Source organism: Streptomyces sp. NPDC056296, from assembly GCF_042268605.1.
Classification (GTDB): Bacteria; Actinomycetota; Actinomycetes; order Streptomycetales; family Streptomycetaceae; genus Streptomyces.
Map to the genome: position 1 here is coordinate 58759 of NZ_JBHJRX010000027.1, position 23462 is coordinate 82220.

The following is a 23462-nucleotide window of genomic DNA, read 5'->3' on the forward strand; positions in this document are numbered from 1 at the left end:
GGCGGTCTTTGGGGTGGGGGGGGTGGGTGGGGGGGGGTGGGGTGGTTTTTTTTTTTTCCTCCTCTCTCCCCCCCCCCCACCCCGGCCGGGCCGGGGATGGCGGCTGTGGCGAGTCGGTCGGGCACACCCTCGAGTGCTCGACCCGCAGAGTGTGCGGTTCTGCGTGACTCGCCCTGCGTGCCGCACCTGTGGGCCCGGTGTCTAGCGGGGTACGCCGGTCGTTGTGGAGTGTGCCGTCGGTCCAGTGTTCGCGGATGGTCGTACGAACCGGGTGAAGTACTCCAGCGCAGCGATGTCGTCGACAGCCTCGCGGCCGGCGACCTGGTCGATGTCGGTGCCTTGCAGCAGGCGCTTGACGGGGACCTCGAGTTTCTTGCCGGTCCGGGTGTGCGGCAGGGCGGGCACCTGGATGATCGCGTCGGGTACGTGTCGTGGTGAGGCGTGGGTGCGGATCGCGGTCTTGATGAGGTCGCGCAGGGCCTCGTTCAGTTCGTGGTCGGGTTCCAGGACGACGAACAGGGGCATCCAGTAGGCGCCGTCGGCGAGCTCCGCGCCGATGACGAGGCTTTCGCGGATGCCGGGCAGCTCGTCCACGACGGCGTAGATGTCGGCACTGCCCAGCCGTACTCCGTGCCGGTTGAGGGTGGAGTCGGACCGGCCGGAGACGACGAGGCTGCCGTGTGCGGTGCGGGTCATCCAGTCGCCGTGTCGCCACACGCCGGGGTAGGCACCGAAGTACGCCTGGTGGTACCGGGTGCCATCGGGATCGTTCCAGAAGTACAGCGGCATGGAGGGCATGGGCCTGGTGACCACGAGCTCGCCGACTTTGCCGGTGACCGGTCGGCCCTCGGTGTCGAACGCCTGGAGCGCCACGCCCAGGAGCGGGGCGGAGATCTCACCGGGCCATACGGGGGTGGTGGGGGCGCTTCCGGCGAAGCCGCTGACGATGTCGGTGCCGCCGCTGGTGGAGGCGACCTGAACGCGGGTGCCGACGTGGTCGCGGACCCAGTGGTAGGACTGGGCGGGCAGGGGCGCACCAGTGGAGCCGAGGATGCGCAGTGCGGACAGGTCCAGGGCGCGTCCGGGTTCGAGGCCGGCCTTGGCGGAAGCCTGGAGGTAGCCGGGGCTGACGCCGAGGACCGAGGTGCGGTGTTCGGCAGCCAGTTCCCACAGGCGTTCCGGGCCCGGGTGGGTGGGGCTTCCGTCGTAGAGCACGATCGTCGCGCCGACCAGAAGACCGGAGACGACGAGGTTCCACATCATCCAGTTGGTCGTCGTGTACCACAGGAAGCGGTCCCCGGGTTTGAGGTCGAGGTGCAGGCCGAGGAGTTTGGAATGCTCGAGCAGGACTCCGCCGTGCCCGTGCACGATGCCTTTGGGGGTGCCGGTGGTTCCCGAGGAGAACAGCACCCACAGCGGTGCGTCGAAGGCCACCTGCTGGAAGACGCACTGCGCCGGCTCCGCCAGGGCGTCCTCCCAACGCACCGTGTCCGCGTCCGTGGATGCGGGCAGGCCCAGGTTCGGTATCTGCACGGTGACGCGGACGGAGGGCAGCTCGGTGCGCAGCGCGTCGGTTTCCGCCCGGCGATCGTGCTGTTGGCCGTTCCACCGGTAGCCGTCGGCTGCGAAGAGGACGACCGGTTCGAGCTGGGCGAAACGGTTGGCGGCGCCGTCGGCGCCGTAGTCCTGGCCGCAGGCCGACCAGACGGCACCGATGCTGGCCGTGGCCAGGAACGCGGTCACGGCGTGCGAGGTGTTGGGCAGGTAGCCCACCACACGGTCACCGGCCGTGACTCCCCGCCTACGCAACCAGGCGGCCAGCGCGCCCACTTGGTCGCGCAGCTCGTTCCAGGTCGTGTACGAGGTGGTGCCGTCCTCGCCGACCGAGACCACTGCGGTGCCGACGGGATCACCGGCACGCAGCGCGTGCTCGGCGTAGTTCAGCCGGGCGCCGGGGAACCAACGGGTGGTCGGCATCGGGGCGTCGTCAAGGACACATTCCCATCGCTCACTGGTCCGTACGTCGAAGAACTCACCGACGGCCGTCCAGAAACCGGGCAGATCCTGGACCGACCAGGTCCACAGGGACTGGTAGTCGGCGTGGACGATGCCGGTGCGCCGGGCGACGAGGTCGGCGAACCGCGCGATGCGCGTACCGGCTGCTTCGGCTGGATCGGGCAGCCAGATCGGTTCGTCGGTGGTGGACGTCTGTGACATGCTCACCGCTCGCCTCCTGTGGTGATCGCGGGCCTCGGGACGGGTACGCGGTGCTCGGGCACGGTGACCTCGTCGGCGGTGAGGGTGTTGCTGCCCGTGCCCCGTACGCCGGCCAAACACGAGGCGTCCTCGCGGCCGGTGACGACCAGCCCGCCCCGCGCATCGGGATTCTCGCCCCGGAGCTCCCGCTGGGCCCGCCCGGGGTACGCCTCGTGACCACCGAGGCGCCGCGGCCTCCTCAAGCGGAACAGCCCGGCATCGGACCAAGCAGCGATGTCCTCCTCCGCCACCTTGCGGTCCGCTTCGGTGCCGGCGGCGTTCGCACGCAGGAGAGGCGCCAGTGCTTCCGTGCCCTCCTTCAGTACTCTGGCGGACGCGGCGGGTGCCCGCGAGGTGGCTGTGATCGTCGTCATGGGGTCCTCCGCGTTGGCGGCTCAATTGGCGCACCCCACGTCGTGAAGGGCCGCTAACGGGATTCCACGCCTGGTTCACGTCCCTGTCCTGTGTCTGGGACCTCAGTGTTCGACGCGCCGATTGGGCTGTCGGACCAGTCGAACGCCGGATTGGGCCGCAGGCTCAAGATCGTCCGTTCGCCTTGGCCTCCGGGCCCAATGCCGTTGGGCCCGGCCCGGCAGTAGAGCGTTCGATCGGGCACTCAGTTCGGCGGTGCCGATGAACCGGTCTGGTGCGAGCGGTTGGGAAGAGCTACTACCTCCGGCACGCCGAGAGCCGGATGCCCCCGGACACCGCAGCAGCAGAGACGCACCGCGCGCCCCGCACCGCCTCCGGAAACGCTCACCAGAACCCCTGCCGAGCGCAGGCCGAGCGGCGCAGGCCATCGCGGTTCGGAGGTCGGTGCCGATGTTGAGCTGGAGGCAGAGCTCACAAGGTCAGGACTTGGTCCGATGCGAGCCGGGGGTCGATGAGTATCTTGGCGTGTCCTTCGGGGTCGGCCAGGGTGGTGAAGGCTTCCCCGACGCCGGCCAGTCCTACCCGGCCGGTGATGAGGTGGGAGGCGTCGAGGGTGCCGTCGGCCAGGGCGTGGAGGGTGTCGCGGAATTCCAGCGGCGTGTACCCGACGACGAAACGGAGGTCGAGTTCCTTGTTGACGGCGAGCGAGGGACGGATCGCGTCGGCGCCCATGCAGACGCCCACGACGACGACGCGCGAGTGCAGCGGGGCCTCGGCGAGGATGCCGTCGAGCATGCCGGGGACGCCTACGCACTCGAACACCACCGGACGTTTCGGGTGGGTCGCGCCGATCTTGTCCAGCGCACGCCAGGCGGTCCACCAGGGCAGTGGCAGCTTGGTCATGCCTTCTATGGCGTCGATGCCGGCGTTGTACTCGTCGGGCATCGTGGTCATGAAGCCGTGCCCGGCGGACGCCTCCCCCCACGGGGAGTCGACCGCGGGGTCGACCACGATGTCGGCGCCGCACTTCGTCGCCAGCGTCCGGCGGCCCGCGGAGTAGTCGCTGGCGATCACGGTTGCGACGCCGCGGCTCTTCAGCACGGCGATCACCGCGAGGCCCACCGGCCCGCAGCCCAGGACGACTGCGACGTCCTTTCGGGTCACCTCGCCGCGGGTGACGGCGTGCCAGGCCACCGCCATGGGTTCGGTGAGGGCGGCGACGTCCGCGGGCAGGCCGTTGGGCACCGGAAGGGTCAGTGCCTCCTGGACGACGACGTGCTCGGCGTAGCCGCCCGGGGCGTGTGCCGAGAGGCCGACGCCGTCGACCTGCCGGCCGCGTCGCACCAGGGGAACGCTGACGACCGGTGTTCCGGGCTTGATGCGGTTGGCGCCCCAGGGTCCGTGGTCGACGACTTCGCCGTAGATCTCGTGGCCCAGGATCACTCTTTGGTCGGAGCGGAGGTAGCGGGGGTAGCCGCACAGCTCAAGCGCCTCCGCCAGTTCGTCGGCGTGGTGGCGGGCGTGCAGGTCCGAGCCGCAGATCCCGCACCGCTTGACCTCTACGAGCAGTTGGCCCGCGCCGGGTCGGGGCGTCGGCAGGTCGATGAGTTCCAGTCGGCCCTGGGTGAGGGCTGCGGCCCTCATGAGGCGTCCACGGTCGTGGCCGGCTGCCGGTTCGCGGAAGCCGACCGCGTCGTGAGGTGGTAGGCGTTCGGTTTCCATCGGACGGCCTGTCGGCGGTAGCTGAAGGTCCAGTCGGGGTAGATCGTTGCGTTGCGGCCGTTGGCGTCCTGGTAGAAGGTGCGGCAGCCGCCGGTCTCCCACACGGTGGTCGCCAGCTTCCGGTCGAGCAGGGCGTTGTAGGCGTCGTGCGTCTGCCGGTCCACCTCGATGGACGTGGCGCCGGCGAGGTCGAGCGCGCGGATGGCGTTCTTCACGTGCTCCACCTGGGCTTCGATCATGTAGACCATCGAGCTGTGTCCGAGGCCGGAGTTGGGACCGAGGAACATGAAGAAGTTCGGGAACCCCGGGACGGACACACCGAGATAGGCGCGCGGGGAACCGCCCCACACTTCGCTCATCAACTCGCCGTCGCGACCGCGGACCTTGTCGGCGAAGGGGATGTCGGTGACGTGGAAGCCGGTGCCGAAGACGATGGTGTCGACCTCGCGTTCGACACCGTCCGCGTCGATCACGCTGTGTTCGCGGATCTCGCGCAGGGCCCTGGGGACGAGCTCGACGTTCGGCTTCTGCAGTGCGGGATACCACCTGTTGGACGGCACGAGGCGTTTGCAGCCGAGGGTGAAGTCCGGGGTGAGGGCCCTGCGCAGCGCAGGGTCGGCCACCTGCCGCTCCAGGTGTTTGCGGGCGACGGCTTCCAGCAGCCGCATGAGCCGCGGCTGCTTGGCGAAGCCGAGCACCAGCAGCTCCTTGGCGGCGTAGACCTTGGCGCGCTCGATCCGCTGGCGCACGGGGCGGGCCCGGAACCGTGCTCGCTCGGCGTCGGTGATCGGCCGGTTGTCGTGGGGGGTGATCCAGGGAGCGCTGCGCTGGAAGACGTAGAGTTTGCCGGTCTGACCGGCGATCTCGGGGACGTACTGGATGGCGGAGGCGCCGGTGCCGATCGAGGCGACCCGCTCACCGGTCAGGTCGTGGTCGTGGTCCCAGCGGGCCGAGTGCATGATCTTGCCGCGGAACCGGTCGATGCCGGGGACGTCGGGGAGTTTGGGTTCGGTGAGCGGGCCCACCGCGCTGACCAGTATCCGAGCCGTCCAGGTTCCTTCGTTCGTCGTGACGTGCCAGAGCTGGTCCGTCTCGTCCCAGCGTGCCGCTTCGACCTCGATGCCGGTGCGCAGGTGCGGGCGCAGCCCGAAGCGGTCGACGCAGCGTCGTAGGTAGGCGTGGATCTCCGGCTGCGGCGAGTACGTCGAGGACCACTCCGGGTTGGGGGCGAAGGAGAAGGAGTACAGGTGGGACGGCACGTCGCAGCGGCAGCCGGGATAGGTGTTCGCGTGCCACACGCCACCGACGTCGGGCGCGCGCTCAAGGATGAGGAAGTCGGTGAACCTCGACTCCAGCAGAGCGTGCCCCAGGCCGATCCCGGAGAACCCGGCGCCGACGACGAGGACCTGCACGTGCTGGACCACAGGATCCTTGCCTGCGGGGTCGGTCATCTGGATGTCCTTTCGTGTCATGCCGCGGTCTCGCGGGCGAGCATCGTGTCGCGGTCGGTCTGGACGAAACGGGAGGTGAGCAGCGCGCCGATCGCCGCGACGGCGAAGGCGAGGGGGACGGTGATCATCATGGCGGTCTGCAGTCCGTGGGCGGAGGCCTCGTCGGCGGACCCGGAGGCCGCGGCCAGGGAGTCGGACAGGGCGCCGACGAAGACCGGGCCGGCCGCTCCTCCGAGGAGATAGCCGATGGCGAACATCAGGCCCAGCGCGCCGGAGCGCTGCTCGGGCGCGATGACGTCGGACACCACGGGGACCGCTGCCGCGAGGTAGACGATGCCGAGCAGGTAACCCAGGCTCAGGAACACCAGCAGCTGCCACAGCGCGCCCTGGCCCGCCGCGAGGCCGGCGAACGAGAACACCGCTGCTCCGACGAGGCTGACGGCAGCCACTTGGACCCGTGCCGCGGGCGACTTCCTGGCCGCCCGGTCCAGCGCTCTGCCGCCCACCAGCAGGCCGATCAGCCCGGTGACGCCTACGACGACGCCGCCCACGGCGCCGGCACTGACGAGGCCGAGGCCGTAGTAGCGCTGGAGGACGGGGGTGAGGAAGGTGCCGATGGCGTAGGCCGCGAAGTTGTAGCCGGCGAACGCGAGAAGCATCCCGTACATGGAGCGCACTCTCAGCAGCGAGAGCAGGTTCTTGCGGCGGTTGCCGCGCGTGGCACTCGCACTGGCACGCGTCGGCTCGGCGGCGCCGCGCTCCGGCTCCCGTATCCGCAGCACGAGAAATCCGACCACGACGCCCGGCACGGCCGCGATCAGGAACGGCGCCCGCCAGCTGTCGAACGCGACGGCGAGCCCGCCGGCGGTGAAGAACGCCAGGAGCGTGCCGATCGGAAAGCCGAGCATGAACAGGGAATGGGCCCGGGAGCGGCGCTCACTCGGATAGAGGTCCGACAGCAGTGACCCGGTGGCCGGCGCGTAGCTGGACTCGCCGATGCCCACGCCCACCCGGGAGGCGAAGAAGCCCCAGAAGCTGGTCAGCACTCCCCCGGCCGCCGTGGCCGCGCTCCACACGAGCAGCCCCCAGCCCGCGACCGTCCTGCGGGCGATCCGGTCGGCGAGACGCCCGAGGGGGACACCCGCGACGGCGGCGACGAGGACGAACGCGGAGGCGAGGACGCCGACCTGGGTGTCGTCGAGACCGTACTCGTCCTTGATGGGCTCCAGTACGACCGAGGGCAGGGCCCGGTCGTAGTAGTTGAGCAGGTTGCCGACGAACAGCAGCCCCAGTACGTAGCCGGCCGACGAGCGTGGCGCAGACCCACTGGTCGGACGTCTCAGGCGGGAACGAGCCATGAAAGAGATCCCTTCGCCGTTGAAGAGGGCTCGGGATGGCAGCCGGAACAAGGTCGCCACGAGCTTCGGCACAGTGTGGGCCGCATTTACCGGGCAGGCTACGTAGTCACCGCCAACGTCGACGCACGAACCTTGTTCCGGGAAACAACAGCGCCGACTAAGGTGCGGCCATGGAGAATGAGACCCCGATGGCCTGGCCCGTGCACCGGCGGATGCCGGACCTCGCCACCCTGGACGAGTCGGCACGCGCCAAGGTGATGATCGCGACCGAGCGGCTTCGCTCACTGCGCGACGTCTACGGGGACCGGTACCTCACGCAGGTACGCGAACACGTTCCGGGCTACACGGTCCTGTCCGACGAGGAGATCCGGCTTTCTGCCCGCCGGTTCATGGACATCCTCCTGGCGGAACTCTCCTCCCTGCGCGTTCCCGACGACGCTCTCCGCGAGGTGCTCAGTGAGTACGCCGCTGAGCGCGTGGCCCGGGGCGTTCCGCTCGATGCCCTGGCCATCGGCTACCAGTTGGGCTCCCGGGAGATGCTCGCTCTGCTGGACGAAGTCGCGGCAGAAGTGGATCTCCCGCTGGAACTCCTGCTCGCCGTGCACGACAGCACCTGGGAATTCTCCAACGAGGCGTCCTCGGTGTTCGCCCGGGTCAAACACGAGATGGCATTGGAGCAAGCGCACTTCGACGCCGAGCGTCGGTCGGCCTTCGCAGCGGGGGTACTCGGCGGGGTGTACCCGGCCGAACGACTCAACCGCGACGCGGCCGTTTTCGGACTCGATCCCCAGGCGCACTACGTCGCCCTGGCGGCGAGGGCCGCGACAGCCGCCGACGCCGACGCGGTCCGCCGCATCATCGCCTCCGCCGTGCGCCTGCCCGCGGACCGCCTGCTGATCGCGCAGGTCGGAACGATCCTGGGCTGCATCACGCCCAAGGCGCCCCACAGCACCCCCGATCACCTCGTCGCGGTCGGCCCCGCCCTTCCGCTCGACCGGCTCGGTGACGGGTTCGACGAGGCGGTCCTGGTGCTGGAGACCGCCGGTCAGTTCGGCATGTCGGGCGTCGTGGGACTGCCGGACCTCGGGCCGCGGCCTCTCGTACTGGCCGGGGCACACACCGCTGCCGGCCTGGACGCACGGCACATGACGGCGCTGGACGAGGCGGGGCGTTCGAACAGCGAGATCGAGCAGACCGCACAGGTGTACCTCGAGTGCGACCAGCAGGCCCCGGAGGCCGCGCGGAGGCTCGCCGTCCACCCGAACACCGTGCGCTACCGGGTCAACCGCTTCCAGCACCTCACCGGCCTGGACCTGCGGCGCACGGAGGACCTCGTCACCGCATGGTGGCTGCTGAACCGACGGCGCGTTCCGTCGCACTCGCACAGGGGTGAGACCAGGTGAACCGACCACGAAGCCACGTTCGCCTCCAGGTCCGCACCGACAGTCGGACCAAGCACCGCCGAAACGTCGACGCCCGCCGGACCGGTCGGTGGCCACGGCAGCGGCACTCGGGCTCTCGACGCCGGACCCGCCCTCGGACCGTGTTGTGCGGCAGGGACACGTCCTGGGGGACGCGTCCGTCGCCGGGCCGCGTCCCCCAGGGACCTCCGCATGGAACACTGTCCACCCGAGAGGACGAGCCACCTGCGGGCTTGCACGGTGGTGCCTGCTCGTCAGACGAACTCGGGTTGCCGAGCGGCCTCCCGTGACCGAACAGTCCTGGCGAGCATGGCTCCGAAGGCGAGCGCGAGCGGCATCTGAATCACGGTGTAGATGGCAGGGGGAAGCGACATCTCCTCGCTGCCGATCACGCTGCGCGCGATGACGATCGCCATCACCGCGTTGTGCAACCCGATCTCGAAGGAACACGCCACCGACTGCGCATGGGTCACGCGGAGCAGACGTGGCAGGAGATAGCCGAGCCCCAGGTTCACCAGGCCGAACGCAGCGGTGATGCCGGCGAGGTCTGCGAAGCCGTCGCGGAGGATCTCTCGGTTCTGCACGACGGATCCGACGATGAGGACGGCGAGCAGCACCAAGGACACGATGCGGACGGGCCGGTCCAGACGTTCGGCCAGTTGCTGCCGCCATCGGCGAACGAACATGCCGACGGCGACCGGGATCAGAACGATGGCGAAGACCTCGACGGCCTTACCGAACTGCAGGCCGAGGGACTCGTCGCCGGCCACGAAGTGGGCGGCGGCCAGGTTGTAGATCACCGGCATGGCCACGATCGCCAGCACCGAGTTGATGGCCGTCAAGCTGACGTTGAGAGCGACGTCGCCCCCGAACAGATGGCTGTAGAGGTTGGCCACCGGGCCGCCCGGTGACGCCGCGAGGAGCATCATGCCCACGGCCAGGATCGGGGGAAGGTCGAACAGATAGATCAACCCGACGCAGACCAGAGGCAGCACGACGAGCTGGGTCGCCAGAGCCGCCAGGACGGCACGCGGCCGCTGGGCGATGCGCTTGAAGTCGTCGACCGTGAGACTCAGCCCCAGGCCGAGCATCACGATGCCGAGCGCCAGGGGAAGCGCGGTGCTCACCAGGTCCACGACGAACCCCCCGCAACACCGAGGTCCGGCCGGTTCCTAGCCGCTGTACACGCCTGTTCCATCATCATCATCGAGATACTCCTTGTGTCCCGCGTCCAGGTGCTGTGCCGCGCACACAACAGGAGAGTCCAGGCGGATGCCTACCTCGCTTGCACATGATGCAACCTGATGGTCATGTCGGTGACCCGGTCTTTCTTAGAATTTAGAATAAGTACCGGTCGGAGGCTTATGCTGTGCACGTGGCCCTCCGACGAACGACCTCGCCCCGTACCGCCGACGAAATGGCAGTCGCCGAGTTGCGTGAGGCCATCGTTCGCGGGGACCTCGAGCCTGGCGAACCGATCCGGCAGGAGGAGACCGCCCGGGAACTCGGACTCAGTGTCATCCCGGTACGCGAGGCGCTGAAGACCCTCGCGAACGAAGGCGTCGTCACCTACCGTCCGCAGCGCGGTTACGCGGTCGCCGAACTGCACGCCGACGGTGTGGACGGGATCTTCCGGGTCAGAGAACTGCTGGAAGGTGAGGCCGAGCGTATCGCCGTGCGGCGGATCGGCCCCGACGGGATCGCAGAGATGCGGAAGGCGCTGGAGGAACAGCGCCTGGCCGCCGCCGAGCGCGACGTGGTGAAAGTGATCCGCACCAATCGGCGCTTCCATTTCGTGCTGTTCGAACGGTGCGACAATCCGCTGCTGATCCGATACGTGCGCCAGACCTGGGACTCGCTGGATCCGCACCGTGCCGTCGCCTACCGCAAAGCCCTGTCCGAGGGCGCCGGGACGGACTCCGACCGGATCCACCAGGAGCATGTGCAGGTGGTCGAGGCACTCGAGTCCGGCGACCACGATCTGGCGATCCGGTTGCTGGTCGGGCACCGAGCGGGTGGGCAGGTGGTTTTCCATCACCTGCTCCAGAACGGTGCCTGAGCCCCCGCCGGCGCCCCGTCATCCGGCGATCACGTTCGTGAGACCCAGCCGGCGCGCCCGGCCCTCCTCCCACAGACGGATCGTGTAGGTGACCAGGAAGGCCAGCAGGGTGATCAACAGCACCAGCGCGAGCAGCCGTTCGGTGGTGCTGTCGACGGCATAGCCGGTGATCAGGAAGCCGAGTCCGTTGTAGGCCGCGAACATCTCGGCCAGGATCAGGCCCAGGAAGCACGCTCCGAAGCCGATCCGCAGCGAGGCCACGACCGTCGGCGCGATCGACGGCAGCACCACCAGCCGCAGTCGTTGGGCGAGGCTCAGCCGGTAGGAGTCCGCGACGCGCAGTCGGATCTGCGGGATGGTCGTCGTAGCGGTCGCGGTCAGGAGCATGATCGGGAAGACGCCGTGTATCAGCGAGAACACGATACGGGCTTCCTCGCTGAGACCCAGTGCCATCAGGATCACCGGGTACAGGACGATTTTCGGTACCGCGTAGGCGACGACGAGCAGGGGCGAGACGACCCGGTACCAGAATTCCGACAGGCCGAGGAGGAACCCGCCGACGACCCCGATCCCCGCAGCGACCGCGAAGGAGATCGCCAGGGATCGGACGGTCACGATCAGGTCCGGCCACCACTCGCCGAGGTAATCGGCGAGGACGACGCCCGTTCTGCCCGGTGCGGCGACGTCGGCCGCTCCCAGGATCATGTGGAGCGCCTGCCACAGCAGCAGGATCGCCACCGGAACCAGCCATCGCCCCCCGTAACGCCACAGCCGTCGGTCGGCGATGCCGGGACGCCCCGCACGCCGTTCCGTCGCTTTGACACCAACTGTTTGCGTACTCATGCGTCCTTCCGGTGCAGTCGCTTCTCGACGGCGCCGAGCCCGAGCACCACGCCGATGGCGATCACCAGGACGATCGCTATCACCGCGTACATCCGGGTGGTCTCGAAGTTGTTGTAGGAGTAGGCGATCTCGTGGCCGAGGCCGTTCGTGGACAGCAGGAACTCGGTTCCGACCACCGCGACGATCGAGTAGGACGAGGCGAGCCGCATGCCGCTGAACACGTGTGGCCAGGCGGACGGCAGGTAGACCTGCCGGATGAGTCCGGCGGTGCCCAGGCCGTAAGCACGTGCGACGGAGACCAGCACCGGACGTGTGGTGCGGAACCCGATCGCCGTATTGATCGCCACGGCGGGCGCGGAGGCCAGCACGCCGACCGCGACAACCGGAGCGGTGCCCCCTCCGAGCACCGCGATGAAGATCGGATAGAGCGCGAAGATCGGCACGGAGTAGACCAGCAGCAGCCAGGGCTGCACGGCCTCGTCGACCAGCCGGGACCGCCAGAGCCCGACGCCCGCCGCGAAGCCGGCCAGGGTGCCGAGCACCAGCGCGGCGACGATCTCCAGCAGGGTGGTCAGGAGGTGCTCGTCCCAGAAATTCTTCTGGGCGAGCAGACCTCCGGCGTCGGCCAGTGCCAGGCTGATCGGCCGGAAGACCTGCCGGTCCAGTACTCCGGATCGTGCGGCCAGCTCATAGCCGGCCACCAGCGCGACGACGATACCGAGTCGCGCGGTCGTTTCCCGCCGTGCGGTTCCGCCGCCGCTCATGCGGCACCGGAACCGAGGTCGTAGGCGAGCTGGGCCTGTTCCTCCAGGCTCGCCCAGATCTCCCGGGACACTTCGGCGAACTCCGCGGTCGCCAGGAGTGACGGGGTGCGGGGGCGGGGCAGCGGATTCCGTATGACGGTGTGCACCCGGGCCGGGCGGGCCGAGAGCACGACGATCCTGTCCGCGAGCAGCGCGGCCTCCTGTATGGAGTGCGTGACCAGTACGACCGTCGCCTGCGTCTCGTCCACGATCCGCAGCAGTTCGCCTCCCAGCAGGAGCCGGGTCTGCTCGTCCAGTGCGCCGAACGGCTCGTCCATCACCATGATGCTCGGTCGGGGCGCCAGCCCGCGGGCGATGGACACCCGCTGGCGCATCCCGCCCGACAGCTGGGCCGGGTAGGCGGACTCGAAGCCCTGCAACCCGACCGTGCGGATCAGCTCCGCCACCCTTTCGTCGCGGACGCGACGGGGTTCACCCATCACCTCCAGGCCGAAGCCGACGTTGCTTTCGACCGTGCGCCACGGGAACGTCGAATCCTCCTGGAACACGATCCCTATCTCACGACTCGGGCCGATGACCCGTTCACCGCCCAGCCGCACCTCGCCCTGCGTCGGCGTCCGCAGCCCGGAAAGAATCTCCAGGAGCGTGGTCTTGCCACACCCGGAGGGCCCGCACACCGCGACGAACTCGCCGCGCCGCACGGTCAGATCGATGTCGTCGAGCGCGGTCACCGGGCCCGCCTGGGAGGAGTACACCTGCCGGACATGGCGCACGTCGAGGAGAACGTCGTCGGTCATCGGCCCGGCTCCGAGGAGAGCTGGGAGGGATCGACCTTGGAGACCCCCTGTGGCAGATGGCTCTGGTCGAGGATGTTCTCCAGCGGCTGCGTGTCCGCCTCGGTGATCCCGGACAGCCGGGCCCCGGCCAGTGCGGCGTTGACCGGTTCGGGATCCAGCCCGACGTCCCAGTGCGCAGGGTCCTTGACAAGCTCGCTCACCAGCGAGCGGACCGGCTCGGCCGGTTGCTGCAGATGTGCGGCGAGCATGTCTCCGGCCGCCTCCGGGTTCTTGCGGACCCAGAGGTTGGCCTCATGCAGGGAGGCGAGGAAACGCTTGACCAGGTCGGGTTGTTCGCGGGCGAACTTCGCACTGGTGATGGTCGTGGTCACCTGGAAGCGGGGAACGAGTTCGGTGGTGTCGAGGACCTTGAAGCGAGGGTCGGAGCACAGCGGTCCCACCCCCGGCACCAGGTCGACCGCACCCTTCTGCAGGAGTGCCAGTCCTTCCCGCATTCCACCGGTCGCCTTGAGGGTGAAATCGTCCTGGCCGAGCCCGGACCGCGCGACGTACAGCCGGGTGATCCCCTCGCTCGCGGACCCCGGGTTGGTGTAGCCGATGGTGCGGCCGGCCAGTTCCTCGAAGCTCTTGAACGGTGCGTCCTTGCGGACGAGCGTGCAGCCGTCGCGGACACTCTGGGTGCCACCGCCGACGATCTTCACGTCCGACCCCTGCTGGACGGCCTGGAGGGAGGCGTTGACGGAGGCGTCGGCGAAGGCCAGGTCTCCCGACATCAGGAGCCTGATGGTCGTGCCGCCGCCGGTGCTGCTGACGACCTTGTCCACGGCTATACGGTTCTTCTTGAACATCCCCTGCTTGTCGGCAACGAGGTAGGGAAGTCCGTAGGGAACGCTGGTGTAGTTCGACACCGCGACCTGGATGTGGTCCACGCCTTCGGCGTCCTTGGTCGAGCGTTCGGACGAGCTGCTGCACGCTGTCGCGGTCAGGGGCAGCAAGGCCAGCATCATGACAGGGGCGGCGCGCCCCCGGCCGGAACGAATCATGTTCACGGCATCCCTTCGTCGGGACCAGGAACGAGCGGCGATCCGCTCACTCTCAGGAAGTGCGGCGAGATTATAAATTCGAATAATTGCGGTCAAGGGGTTGGTGCCCCCGAATATTTCTGTGGTCCGCGCCGGGTCAGGGGGCCGCGAAGTCCTGGACGGCGACGTTGAGCGTCTCTTCCCGGACCGAGGAGTTGGGCCCGAGCACCGCGGCCAGGGCGGGCGCGAGTTCGCCGCAGGCCGCCATCAGCGGGCGGGCCAGCCTGTAGAGGGTGTGGTCGGGCAGCCGGTGCTCGGGGCCGGCGATCACCACCGAGCCGAGCGGAGCACCGTCGGCGGGGTCTATCAGCGGAGCGGCGACGCCATTGATGCCACGGTGGTTGGCGCTGCGGGAGATCGCGAAGCCGTCGGCGCGTATCCGGGCGAGGCCCACCGCGGTGGGGCGCTGCTGGTGGACCGGGCGTCCGTCGATCACCTTCCGCGCCTCGTCGTCGGGAAGCCAGGCGAGAATCACCGTTCCGCTGCATCCGGTCGTCAGCGGTGCCCGCTCACCGATCCGCACTGCCTGCCGTCGTTCCCAGTCAGTCGTGTCCGACCCGAGTACCAGCACCCGGTGTGCACCGCTGCGCAGGTGCAGCGTCACGGTCTCGGACGACAGGGCGGCGAGCCGGTTGATGACAGGGCGAGCTCGCTGAAGCAAGGCGGGGCGCGGTCCGATCAGCGATGCCAGGCCGATTCCCCGGATCCCGATCCGGTAGCCGTCCCGCCCGGCACGGTCGACGAACCCGTCGTTCTGCAGAGCCCGCAGTGCCCGGTACGCCTTCGACTTGGAGAGTCCGGTGGCGGCGGCGATGGCCAGCAGCCCGGCCGGCTGCCGCATCGCGGCCAGAGACTCCAGCACGTGCAGGGCCCGCACCGGCCCGTCCGCGTTTCCGTTGTTCTTCTCCATGCACGCCCCTTGGTTCGAGTATGTGCAACTCCGATTGCAGGCCCTGCCGCCAGGCCGAAGACTTGTGTTCACGGATCGCGCTCTGTGTCTCGGAGCGCCTGACAGAACGAATGACGTCCGTGCACGAACAGCGCGGTACCGCCAAAGAGCTCGTGATAGGGGCCATGGCTGCGCCGCGGACCGTCCGGCCTTCGGCAAGCAGACCCGCTACCACTGAGCAGGTGCGCCTCTCCCCTGCGTCGGCGCAGCCGAGGTCAGCCTGCTCGCCACCCAGCCCGCCGTGAAACCCGCCGGTATGGACACCAGCCCGGTGGTGCCGAGCGGGAACCAGTTGAAGTCCGCCGAGGGAAAGAGCGTCCCCGGGGCTCCGGAAACGGCCGTGCCGAAGAACTGCAGCACCGCCGTGGTGCCCAGACCGGTGTAGATGCTCCACACGATGCCCGCACGGGTGCACCGGGACCAGAACAGCGCGAAGACCAGAGCCGGCGCGATGGCGGACGCGGCGGCGCTCACCGCGAACTGTGCGAGGAAGTCGATGTTCCAGTTCTGGGCTCCGATCGACAGCGCAACGGCCCCGACCCCGACAGCCGGGATCGCCCAGCGCATGGCCCTGACCTCCCTGCCCTTGGCAACGCGTCCGCTGCGGGAGCGCTGCGCATAGATGTCGTTGACCAGGGCGGCACCGGCGCTGAGTGTGAGGGCGGCGACAACCGTCAGGCTGGTGAGGAACACTGCGGAGACGGTCGCCGCGACGAGAAGCCCGCCGCCCCAGTGCGCGCCGAGGGTTTTCACGAGCTGCAGCAGTGATGCGGCCGACTGCGGATCGAATCTGCCGTGCCGTTGCCCGTCTCCGAACGCGGACGCACCCAGCCCGAGAATCACCGCCAGAACGCAGAACACCCCGACCATACCGATGGCGTGGACGACCGACCGGCGTGCCGAGGCGCCACTGTCCGCCGTCTTCACACGCATGATCATGTGAGGTACCACAGCCGCGCCGAGCAGAACGGTGAGCTGCAGGGACACCAGGTCCAGCCGTCCGGCGAGATCGGTCCCGTAGGCCACGCCCGGTGCGTAGTAGCCGCCTGGAACGGGGCTGTGCTCCGCGGCGTCGGCGAGAAGGCGATCGGGGCTCCAGCCGGTCCACGCCATGAGTACGACCACGAGCAGACCCATGCACAGGAACAGCACCGCGGTTTTGACAGCCTGCAGCACGGTGTTGCCGCGCATTCCGGTCAGGGTGGCGGCGCAGACGGTCATCGCACCGATGAAGATCGTGCACCACTGCGCCCAAGCCGTTCCCTCCATGCCGACGAGGGCAGCCGTGGCCCTGCCCGCTGCCGTCAACTGGACGACGGCGAGCGGCAGACACACGCAGAGCGTCGCCGCGGTCGCCGCGACGCGGATGCCTCTGTCGGCGAACCTGGCGTCAAGGGTGTCGCCGAGGGTGAAACGGCCGGCGTCGCGGAGCGGACGGGCCAGTACGAGCAGGAAGCCGAGTGCGCCCGCCGTGGCGGCGGCGAGGATCGTTCCGTCGTACGCGGCGAGGGCGACCAGGCCGGTGGTACTGAGCAGAGTGATGACGGAGATGGAGTCGCCGGTCAGGGCGAGCGCATTGGTCCAGGGCCGCACGGAATGACCAGAGGCGTACATGTCCTCAATGCCGTGGGAGTTGGCGCCGAGCAGCAGGCACAGCAGCAGTGTCAGCGAGATGACCAGGAGGAACGCTGTCAGCGGTGCGGCGTCGGCGAACGTGCCGGCGCCCAGGGGAACAGATGCCGGAGGGGTCACCGGTCGCTCCCGGCGCCGTGGGCTTCGGCCCGTCTCTGGTGATCGCCCGCCCCTGCTCTGCGGCTGTGGCGTTCGAAGCGCCACGCTGTGGCAAGAAGGACCGCACCTTGCAGGGCGAACAGCAGCATGCCCAGGGGCAACTCCCCCATCACGGCTCTGGCCGGCCAGGTGGCCGCGCCGAGCGAGAGACAGGCGATCAGCACGCATGCGGTGACGTTGACGCGCAGGAAGCTCCGGCGCAGTCTCCGCTCCGCTCCGAGCGGTTGCGGCAGAGAACTGCCGTACTGAGAGACGTGGAAGAACGAGTGTTGCTGCGGTGGCGCCGGGTACTGAGCCGGACTCACGGTTGCTCCTGGAGACGGGACGGCTGCGGTCGCCCGTGGACTCGGTGCCGGGCGACCGGCGAGGGCTTTCGCGATGACTGGACACGGCCGCACCCCCGGCCCGCGGAGCGCCCTCCGAACGCCCGGGCATCGCATAGCGGGGTGACGGCCCGCGCTGTGTGGCAGAGCACGGGCCGGTTCCCGACGTGCCGGCGACGACTGCGCCGGATTCGTGATCACCCGGCGTCGGGGGCGCACCGACGACTTGTCGGCAGCGAGCAGCGCGCGAACGGCTGCAAGGGTGGGCCCGGCGGGTGCTCAGGAGGGTGTCGGCTGCTTCCGCAGCTGCTCGGGGGCTGCGGCAGCGGCCTGGACGAGTGCCGTGATGTCCGGGGCGCCGTCCAGTTCGGCCGCCAGGGCGGCGAGGTGGTGGGCCTGGTCTTCAGGGATGGCCCGGGTGGCGTTGGCAAGGTACTTGGCGTGGATCTCGCCGTCGGTCATCGGGTCGTCGGGCGTGCCGTGGCTGGCGGCGACTTTACGGCGCAGGGTGCGGCCGTCGGCGAGGTGCAGACGTACCTCGCCCGGGAAGCGGGCGGGGAAGTCGGTGTCCGGGTCGGGCGTGCAGGTGGTGAGGGCGGCGAGGGCGAGGGTGGCGGGGTCGTCGAGCGGGTGGTCGTAGAAGGTGGCGAGGTCGGCGGGGCGGCCGGCGAGGGTGGTGGCGACGACGTACTGGATGCTGAAGAGGGCGTCGTAGATCGTCTGGGGAGCTCGCTTGCGGTCGGCGGGTTCGGCGACGAGGTCCATGAGATGGGTGGCTGTGGGGCATTCGATGCGGTCGACCTGCTGGGCGGTGAGGTGGTCGGTGCCGAGGTCGGTGAGCAGGGCGCGGGCGGCGTCGGCGAAGGCGTGGGTGAAGTGGCAGCAGGGGTAGGGCTTGAGGGCGATGTCCGTGGTCATCCACCGCTTCCCGAGGTCGTGCAGGCCGAGGCTGTCGGCGGTGACCGTTTCACCGAGGTGGCTGGCGTACAGACCGCCGCGGCCTTCGAAGACGGTGGCCGGGCCGCGGAAGCCTGCTTCGGCGAGGGTGACGGCGGTGATGCCGGCCTGGGCGGCCCAGCCGGGGTGCATGCGCTTGAGCCAGGAGCCGTGCAGTTCGAGGATGCCGGCGGCCTGGCTGCCGCACAGACCGAGGGCACTGGTGAGCGTGTCGGTGTCGAGGCCGCGGAGTCTTGCGGCGACGCAGGCGGCGGCGAAGGTGCCGATGATCCCGGTGGGGTGGAAGCCGCGCATGTGGAACTTGCCCGCGCCGGCGGCGGCGAGCCGGCAGCCGACCTCACATCCGATCACGTAGGCGAGCAGTACCTCTGCCCCGGAGGCGTGCTGTTCCTCGCCGACGGCGAGGGCGGCGGCCAGGGCTGGTGCGGTGGCGTGGTAGATCGCGCCGATGTGGGTGTCGTCGAAGTCCAGACCGTGGATGAGAGTGCCGTTGATCAGGGCGGCGGAGGTGGTGGGCAGGGATGTGCCGAAACCCAGGGCGTGGGCCTGTTCACCCGTGCCGAGGCCGGTGCCGGCCCGGTGGACGGCGTGTCCGAAGTCCATTCCGGTGGCGGCCAGGGCCAGGCCCAGGGCGTCGAGTATGTGCGCCTTGGCGGTCTCCCGAACGGGCTGGGGCACGTCTTCCCAGGTCATTTCGGTCACTGCGGCGGCGAGTTGCTGCGCGAGCGATGCGGTGGTGGTGTCGGTGCGCATGTGGAGTCGGCTCTCCTGCGGAAGTTGAGGGACGGTGACAGAGCGGTCGGGGTGCGGGTGAGGGCGGTCAGTACCCGGCCGGGGCGAGGTGCCGGAAGCGGCTGCCGTGGAAGACGAGGGGGTCGCGGGCGGGTTCGGCGGTGATGGCCTGGATGCGGAGCAGGGCGATCTGGTGGTCGCCGGCGGGCATTTCGGCTTCGAGGGTGCAGTCCATCCACAGGACGGCTCCGTGCAGCAGGACGGCGCCCTCGTCGGTGGTGTGGTGCTCGATGCCGACGAATCGGTCGTCGGTGCGGGCGGCCAGAGCACGGCAGATGTCGTTCTGGGTGTGGGCCAGGACGCTGACGCCGATGCGGGGCAGGGTCCGCAGCTTGGGCCAGGTGGTGGAGGTGTTGGCCACGCACAGGGAGATCAGCGGCGGGTCGAGCGAGACGGGGGTGAAGGTACTGGCGGCGATACCCTGCGGGGTTCCGGTGTTGTCGCGGGCGCAGACGGCGGTGACGCCCTGGGGCACGCATGCGAAGGCGGCTCGCAGTTCGCCGGGGTCGAGGTTGGTCGTGTCGAGGTTCATGTCTTCCTCATCAGGTGAGCCACGGAGCGGGGGAAGCGCGCCGGGGGCCGTCAGGCGTCGGGTACGGCGAGGTCGAGGAGGGGGGCGTGCTGCTGGGCACCGAAGGTGTCGCGTTCGCCTACTCCGCCCTGGTCGCCACGGCGGACAAGGGTGAACTTGAAGGCGAGGGCGGGTGCGAAGAACGAGCAGTAGGTGATGTCCGTGTCAGGGACGCGATACAGGGCCGCGATCGCTTCCCGGGTCAGGACGTCGCTGTCCCGGACGCGGGCGTAGGGGGCGGGATCGGTGAACATCACGTCGAAGGTGATCTCGTAGGGGCCGGCGTTCTTGCTGCGGATCACCGAGGCCAGTTCCCTCAGCGGGGTCGTGTCGCTCATGCGGGGCCTGCCGTCTTCCGGGTCACGGGGAACAGGTCTTTCAGCCCGGTGGCGTCCATGACGTGATAGACGGTGAACGCGGAGACCGGGCCGATCGGGTTGTCCATGGGGTTCAGAGGCAGGGCGAGGTTGCCCGCGGTGGCGAGCTGGCCGGGGTAGGGGGCGTGGAGGACGGCGACGCGGGCGGTGGTGGCGACCGCCTTGGCCAGCTCGGGGGTGGGGGCCGTGGCGGTGCCGAGAATGCCGACCTCGTGGGGTAGCTGGCGGGCGGGTTCGAGGTGGCCCATGACGGCGTCGCGGCCGTAGACATGGAAGTCGAGACGTGCGGTGCCGTCGGCCAGCTGCGGGTGCAGACCGGCCGTGTACTTGTGCACCAGTTCGAGCAGGTGGTCGAGTTGCCCGATCAGCAGAGGGTCGCGGACGCCGCCGATGAACGCGGCGCGGTGACCCGTTACGGCGGCTCCTTCGAGTTTGACCGTCGGCGGTTGGTCACGGTGGACGCTGCCGGTAACGCGGACGGTGCGCTCGCTCACGGCGACGTAGGTGCAGCCGGTGACGTCGAGGACGCCGTCGGGGCCGGGCAGCAGGTCGGGGCGGGCCTTCTCGTACAGCGTGTGGGCGGCCACCGACAGGGGGGTGCAGCGCTGGCCCGGGCTCATCGGGGTGAGCTCGAAGGCGTCGGGCCAGTAGGTGGCGAGAACACCGCCGCCCTTGGGTTCGGCGCAGGCACCGCCGCATTCGAGGATCTTGCCGGCGTGCCAGGCGATGCCCGGCTGCACGCCGCGGCTCATCGCCCAGGCGGCGTGCGGAGCGGGGTCATAGGCGCGTCCGGCGATGACTACGTCGAAGGGCTCGTCGCCCTCGATGAGGTCGGTGAAGGGGGCGGCGCCCATCTGTCCCACCAGGTGGGCGGTTGCGTCGATGTCGGCCGGGGTGGGCAGCTCGCCGCGGACGTTCGGCGAGATCCTGCCTTCGGCGAGGCGCTGCACCGCGATGGCGGGGTCGATGTCGGCGTAGACGGTGGCGACGCGCAGGGTGATGTCTTCTTCAGCGGCGATCCGGCTGACCAGTGCCATGAGGTGGTCGACCTGGTCGCGGGTGCCGGCGCCGCCGGCGGAGCCGATGAACAGCGGGATGCCGTGGCGGTGGACGGCCTGGAGCAGAGGGCGCAGGTCGCGCAGGTAGGAGGAGTCGGAGACGAGGGTGGAGCCGAGGGCGAGCAGGTAGGGGCCGGGGTCGGTGGATCCGGAGTCGACGACGATGGCGTCCACCCCTTGCCCGACGCAGTCCCAGAAGTCCTGCTCGGGATAGCCGTAGCCGAGCATTCCGGTGGGGGTGAGGATCCGCGTGAGCGGGGGCTGTGTGGTGTTCACGCGCCGCCTGCCTCGGTGGTCTGCGCGGCGAGGGTGACGGGCGGAAGGCCTAGGTTGCCGCGCAGGGTGGTGTCGGCGTAGTCGGTCCTGGCCAGGCCGCGGCGCTGGAGTTCGGGTACGACGAGGCGGGCGAAGTCCTCGTAGGAGCCGGGAAGGCTGCCCGCGGCGAGGACGAACCCGTCGCAGCAGGTGCCGAACCAGTCCTCCATCTGGTCGGCGACCTGCTCGGGGGTGCCGATGAACATGCCGGCCTCGTCCAGGGTCCCGCGCCGGGAGTAGTGGACGAAGTCGCGCACCGTGGGGTGGGACTTGCCACTGGCCTTGAGGACGCCGTCGCGCAGGCCCTGCCACGACATGCGGGCCAGGTCCTCGTCGGAGAACGGCTCGTCCAGGTCCCGGTCGGAGAAGTCGACGTTCAGACCCTCGCACAGCAGCGCCAGGCCGTCCTCCTCGCGGGCGAGGCCGCGCAGCAGGGCCTCCTTGAGGCGCACCTGCTCGGGCGTCTCGGCGACGATCACACCGACGGCCGGGGTGACCTTGACCTGGTCCGGGTCGCGGCCGGCGTCGGCCACGGCCTGCTTGACTGAACGGTAGTTGGCGATGCCGGCGTCTCGGTTCTTGAAGGCGGTGAACACCACGTCGGCCCAGCGGCCGGCGAACGCCTTGCCGCGCCCGCTCATGCCGGCCTGCAGCAGCACCGGTTGACCCTGCGGCGTGCGCGGTACCGTGAACGTGCCCTCCGCCTGCAGGTACTTGCCGCGATAGCGGGTGGGATGGACCTTGGCCGGGTCGGCGAAACGCCCGCTCTCCTTGTCCATCACCAGCGCGTCGGGCTCCCAGGAGGTCCACATGCGGGTGACGATCTCCAGGAACTCGTCCGCCCGGTCATAGCGCTCGTCGTGACCGAGGTGCAGGTCACGGCCGAAGTTGGCGGCCTCCGAGTCGTTGAGGGAGGTGACGATGTTCCACGCGACACGTCCGCCGCTCATCTGGTCCAGGGTGGCGAACAGCCGGGCCACGTGGAACGGCTCGTAGTAGGTGGTCGAATACGTGGCGCCCAGGCCGAGGTGCGTGGTGGCCATGGCCATCGCCATCAACACCGCGGTGGGGTCCATCTTCACCGCGCGGATGCCGTGTTCCACCGCCAGGTCGGACGAATGACCGTAGATCTCCGGCATCGCCAGGCGGTCGTCGAAGAACGCCATGTCGAAACGGGCATCCTCCAGGGTGCGCGCGATGCGCTGGTAGTAGCGCGGGGTGAGGAAGTCGGGAGTAGAGGCGGGGTGGCGCCAGGACCCGACGTAGTTCGAGCAGTTCTGGGCCTGCAGGAAGGCGATCAAAGTCATCTGCGGAGAGGAAGAAGTCATGCCAGGAGGCTCATTTCCGTGGTCCTGGGCAGCGTGCGCGCCACCAGGAAGGTGTACAGACAGGCGATCGGCACCGACAGCAACGCGTAGGCGGCCGGAGCGAAGGCCATCGTGGGATCGTTCAGAAGGACCGGGCTCAGCGCGATCGCGATCGCCAGCGGGGTGTTGTGCAAGCCGATCTCCAGCGAGGCCGCGACCGCCTGGCGGTGCGCGACACCGCCCAGGCGCGGTACTCCGTAGCCGATCGCGATACTCAGCAGGACGAGCAACAGGACGATGTGTCCCACCCCGCGGAAGGCCGGGCCGATGTGTTCCCGCTCGGAGACGATCGCTCCGGCGATGGTGACGGCCAGCAGAGCGGTGGAGAAGATCTTCACCGGACGTTCCATCCGCCGAGCGAAGTCCTCCCGGGCCCTGCGGACCAGCATTCCTACCACTATGGGGACCAGGACGACGGCGACGACCCAGACGATCTTGCTGAACTGAAGGCCGACCCTCGCGCCGTCCTCCAGCAGGTGCTGGATGGACAGGTTCGCGATCAGCGGGAAGGTGACGGCGGATATCACCGAGGTGAGGGCGGTGATCGTGACGTTCAGCGCCACGTCGGCACCGGCCAGGTGGCTCAGAAGATTGGACATCGGTCCGCCGGGTGTCGCGACGAGCAACATGACGCCGACCGCCAGCGCCGGCTCGGGGTCGAAGAAGGCGATCAGAGCGAGACCGACCAACGGGATGACAAGGAACTGGCACGCGAGAGCCAGCAGCACAGCCCGAGGGACCGTCAGCACTCGGGTGAAGTCCGCCCACTTCAGGGACAGCCCGAGACCCGCCATCACGATGCCGATGGCTATGGGCAGTCCCACCGTGACCATCATG

General features: G+C 69.3%; 21 protein-coding genes. 2 read left to right on the forward strand and 19 right to left on the reverse strand.

The genetic code is table 11. From position 1 onward, the window contains the following. Positions 1–201: 201 nt before the first annotated feature. The 5 genes from ACFCZF_RS20935 to ACFCZF_RS20955 all read right to left on the reverse strand — a co-directional run bounded on the left by ACFCZF_RS20935 (position 202) and on the right by ACFCZF_RS20955 (position 7159). The gene (locus ACFCZF_RS20935; protein WP_376672963.1) at positions 202–2217 is read right to left on the reverse strand and encodes an acetoacetate--CoA ligase; all 2016 of its coding nucleotides are present in this window, start codon (positions 2215–2217) and stop codon (positions 202–204) included. Positions 2218–2219: 2 nt separating this feature from the next. Continuing rightward, positions 2220–2630, reverse strand: a complete 411-nt coding sequence (locus tag ACFCZF_RS20940; protein ID WP_376672921.1) for a hypothetical protein — start codon at positions 2628–2630, stop codon at positions 2220–2222. A 469-nt stretch (positions 2631–3099) separates the two neighbouring features. Continuing rightward, positions 3100–4272, reverse strand: a complete 1173-nt coding sequence (locus ACFCZF_RS20945) for a zinc-binding dehydrogenase (RefSeq protein ID WP_376672922.1) — start codon at positions 4270–4272, stop codon at positions 3100–3102. Next, a complete protein-coding gene (locus tag ACFCZF_RS20950; RefSeq protein ID WP_376672923.1) occupies positions 4269–5801 on the reverse strand; it encodes a flavin-containing monooxygenase in 1533 nt (510 codons plus the stop codon). The genes ACFCZF_RS20945 and ACFCZF_RS20950 overlap by 4 nt, the downstream gene beginning before the upstream one ends. A gap of 17 nt (positions 5802–5818) precedes the next feature. Continuing rightward, positions 5819–7159 carry a spinster family MFS transporter gene (locus tag ACFCZF_RS20955; RefSeq protein WP_376672924.1) on the reverse strand — a complete coding sequence of 447 codons (1341 nt, stop codon included), beginning with the start codon at positions 7157–7159 and terminating at the stop codon, positions 5819–5821. A 170-nt stretch (positions 7160–7329) separates the two neighbouring features. Here ACFCZF_RS20955 and ACFCZF_RS20960 point away from each other — a divergent pair, with 170 nt between their 5' ends. Continuing rightward, positions 7330–8562, forward strand: a complete 1233-nt coding sequence (locus ACFCZF_RS20960; RefSeq protein WP_376672925.1) for a PucR family transcriptional regulator — start codon at positions 7330–7332, stop codon at positions 8560–8562. A gap of 272 nt (positions 8563–8834) precedes the next feature. Here ACFCZF_RS20960 and ACFCZF_RS20965 read toward each other — a convergent pair whose 3' ends face one another. After that, positions 8835–9716 (reverse strand): bile acid:sodium symporter family protein, encoded by an 882-nt coding sequence (locus tag ACFCZF_RS20965; protein WP_376672926.1) that lies wholly within the window; start codon positions 9714–9716, stop codon positions 8835–8837. A 281-nt stretch (positions 9717–9997) separates the two neighbouring features. Between ACFCZF_RS20965 and ACFCZF_RS20970 the strand changes: the two genes are divergently transcribed. Further along, positions 9998–10639: a GntR family transcriptional regulator gene (locus ACFCZF_RS20970; RefSeq protein ID WP_376672927.1), complete on the forward strand. Its 642-nt coding sequence runs from the start codon at positions 9998–10000 to the stop codon at positions 10637–10639. An 18-nt stretch (positions 10640–10657) separates the two neighbouring features. Here the strand turns inward: ACFCZF_RS20970 and ACFCZF_RS20975 are convergent, their stop codons facing one another. The 13 genes from ACFCZF_RS20975 to ACFCZF_RS21035 all read right to left on the reverse strand — a co-directional run bounded on the left by ACFCZF_RS20975 (position 10658) and on the right by ACFCZF_RS21035 (position 23461). Beyond that, the gene (locus ACFCZF_RS20975) at positions 10658–11482 is read right to left on the reverse strand and encodes an ABC transporter permease (protein WP_376672928.1); all 825 of its coding nucleotides are present in this window, start codon (positions 11480–11482) and stop codon (positions 10658–10660) included. Continuing rightward, the gene (locus ACFCZF_RS20980) at positions 11479–12246 is read right to left on the reverse strand and encodes an ABC transporter permease (protein WP_376672929.1); all 768 of its coding nucleotides are present in this window, start codon (positions 12244–12246) and stop codon (positions 11479–11481) included. Before ACFCZF_RS20980 ends, ACFCZF_RS20975 begins: the two co-directional genes overlap by 4 nt. Beyond that, a complete protein-coding gene (locus tag ACFCZF_RS20985) occupies positions 12243–13043 on the reverse strand; it encodes an ABC transporter ATP-binding protein (protein WP_376672930.1) in 801 nt (266 codons plus the stop codon). Before ACFCZF_RS20985 ends, ACFCZF_RS20980 begins: the two co-directional genes overlap by 4 nt. Beyond that, entirely contained in the window at positions 13040–14086 is a 1047-nt protein-coding gene (locus tag ACFCZF_RS20990) for an ABC transporter substrate-binding protein (RefSeq protein ID WP_375915592.1), read from the reverse strand. Before ACFCZF_RS20990 ends, ACFCZF_RS20985 begins: the two co-directional genes overlap by 4 nt. Before the next feature lie 136 nt (positions 14087–14222). Then, positions 14223–15035: an IclR family transcriptional regulator gene (locus ACFCZF_RS20995; protein ID WP_376672931.1), complete on the reverse strand. Its 813-nt coding sequence runs from the start codon at positions 15033–15035 to the stop codon at positions 14223–14225. A 207-nt stretch (positions 15036–15242) separates the two neighbouring features. Beyond that, positions 15243–16826 (reverse strand): cation acetate symporter, encoded by a 1584-nt coding sequence (locus ACFCZF_RS21000; protein ID WP_376672932.1) that lies wholly within the window; start codon positions 16824–16826, stop codon positions 15243–15245. Further along, positions 16823–17170 carry a hypothetical protein gene (locus ACFCZF_RS21005; RefSeq protein ID WP_376672933.1) on the reverse strand — a complete coding sequence of 116 codons (348 nt, stop codon included), beginning with the start codon at positions 17168–17170 and terminating at the stop codon, positions 16823–16825. Before ACFCZF_RS21005 ends, ACFCZF_RS21000 begins: the two co-directional genes overlap by 4 nt. A 297-nt stretch (positions 17171–17467) precedes the next feature. Next, a complete protein-coding gene (locus ACFCZF_RS21010) occupies positions 17468–18898 on the reverse strand; it encodes an MmgE/PrpD family protein (protein ID WP_376672934.1) in 1431 nt (476 codons plus the stop codon). A gap of 67 nt (positions 18899–18965) precedes the next feature. Then, positions 18966–19469 carry a flavin reductase family protein gene (locus ACFCZF_RS21015; protein ID WP_375915604.1) on the reverse strand — a complete coding sequence of 168 codons (504 nt, stop codon included), beginning with the start codon at positions 19467–19469 and terminating at the stop codon, positions 18966–18968. Between the two features lie 50 nt (positions 19470–19519). Next, positions 19520–19846: a DUF4387 domain-containing protein gene (locus ACFCZF_RS21020; protein ID WP_375915607.1), complete on the reverse strand. Its 327-nt coding sequence runs from the start codon at positions 19844–19846 to the stop codon at positions 19520–19522. Further along, on the reverse strand, positions 19843–21219 hold the full coding sequence (locus ACFCZF_RS21025) for an acyclic terpene utilization AtuA family protein (protein WP_376672935.1): 1377 nt from the start codon (positions 21217–21219) through the stop codon (positions 19843–19845). Before ACFCZF_RS21025 ends, ACFCZF_RS21020 begins: the two co-directional genes overlap by 4 nt. Further along, entirely contained in the window at positions 21216–22586 is a 1371-nt protein-coding gene (locus tag ACFCZF_RS21030; protein ID WP_376672936.1) for an LLM class flavin-dependent oxidoreductase, read from the reverse strand. Before ACFCZF_RS21030 ends, ACFCZF_RS21025 begins: the two co-directional genes overlap by 4 nt. Beyond that, positions 22583–23461 (reverse strand): bile acid:sodium symporter family protein, encoded by an 879-nt coding sequence (locus ACFCZF_RS21035; RefSeq protein ID WP_375915615.1) that lies wholly within the window; start codon positions 23459–23461, stop codon positions 22583–22585. Before ACFCZF_RS21035 ends, ACFCZF_RS21030 begins: the two co-directional genes overlap by 4 nt. Position 23462: the final 1 nt, after the last annotated feature.